General features: G+C 52.6%; 1 rRNA gene. It reads right to left on the bottom strand.

What is annotated here, in order from left to right:
* Positions 1-35 precede the first annotated feature (35 nt).
* Positions 36-1,583: ribosomal RNA gene (locus RCJ93_RS16480) — 16S ribosomal RNA — on the bottom strand.
* Positions 1,584-1,624 lie beyond the last annotated feature (41 nt).

The raw sequence follows: 1,624 nt of genomic DNA, 5'->3' as shown, positions 1-1,624 counted from the left end.
TACAGACGAAGTCTGTATTCCGTTAAATTCCTTAGAAAGGAGGTGATCCAGCCGCACCTTCCGATACGGCTACCTTGTTACGACTTCACCCCAATCATCTATCCCACCTTCGGCGGCTGGCCCCAAAAGGTTACCTCACCGACTTCGGGTGTTACAAACTCTCGTGGTGTGACGGGCGGTGTGTACAAGGCCCGGGAACGTATTCACCGCGGCATGCTGATCCGCGATTACTAGCGATTCCGGCTTCATGTAGGCGAGTTGCAGCCTACAATCCGAACTGAGAACGGTTTTATGAGATTAGCTTGCTCTCGCGAGTTTGCGACTCTTTGTACCGTCCATTGTAGCACGTGTGTAGCCCAGGTCATAAGGGGCATGATGATTTGACGTCATCCCCACCTTCCTCCGGTTTGTCACCGGCAGTCACCTTAGAGTGCCCAACTAAATGATGGCAACTAAGATCAAGGGTTGCGCTCGTTGCGGGACTTAACCCAACATCTCACGACACGAGCTGACGACAACCATGCACCACCTGTCACCAATGTCCCCGAAGGGAAAACTCTATCTCTAGAGTGGTCACTGGGATGTCAAGACCTGGTAAGGTTCTTCGCGTTGCTTCGAATTAAACCACATGCTCCACCGCTTGTGCGGGCCCCCGTCAATTCCTTTGAGTTTCAACCTTGCGGTCGTACTCCCCAGGCGGAGTGCTTAATGCGTTAGCTGCAGCACTAAGGGGCGGAAACCCCCTAACACTTAGCACTCATCGTTTACGGCGTGGACTACCAGGGTATCTAATCCTGTTTGCTCCCCACGCTTTCGCGCCTCAGTGTCAGTTACAGACCAGACAGTCGCCTTCGCCACTGGTGTTCCTCCAAATCTCTACGCATTTCACCGCTACACTTGGAATTCCACTATCCTCTTCTGCACTCAAGTTCCCCAGTTTCCAATGACCGCTCGCGGTTGAGCCGCGAGATTTCACATCAGACTTAAGAAACCACCTGCGCGCGCTTTACGCCCAATAAATCCGGACAACGCTTGCCACCTACGTATTACCGCGGCTGCTGGCACGTAGTTAGCCGTGGCTTTCTAATAAGGTACCGTCAAGGTACGTTCATTTCCTAACGTACTTGTTCTTCCCTTACAACAGAGTTTTACGATCCGAAAACCTTCATCACTCACGCGGCGTTGCTCCATCAGACTTTCGTCCATTGTGGAAGATTCCCTACTGCTGCCTCCCGTAGGAGTTTGGGCCGTGTCTCAGTCCCAATGTGGCCGATCACCCTCTCAGGTCGGCTATGCATCGTCGCCTTGGTAGGCCGTTACCCCACCAACTAGCTAATGCACCGCGGGCCCATCCTGCAGTGGCGCGAAAGCGCCTTTCAACATTTCACCATGAAGTAAAATGGATTATCCGGTATTAGCTCCGGTTTCCCGAAGTTATCCCAGTCTGCAGGGCAGGTTGCCCACGTGTTACTCACCCGTCCGCCGCTAAATCAGAGGAGCAAGCTCCTCGTCATTCGCTCGACTTGCATGTATTAGGCACGCCGCCAGCGTTCGTCCTGAGCCAGGATCAAACTCTCCATAAAAGTGTTTGATTGCTCAAAATTTCACTAGCGCATCATCTTTA

Source organism: Rummeliibacillus sp. BSL5 (assembly GCF_052928305.1).
Note: the sequence above shows the minus strand (reverse complement) of the source record. Positions and strands in the feature narration are given on the sequence as shown.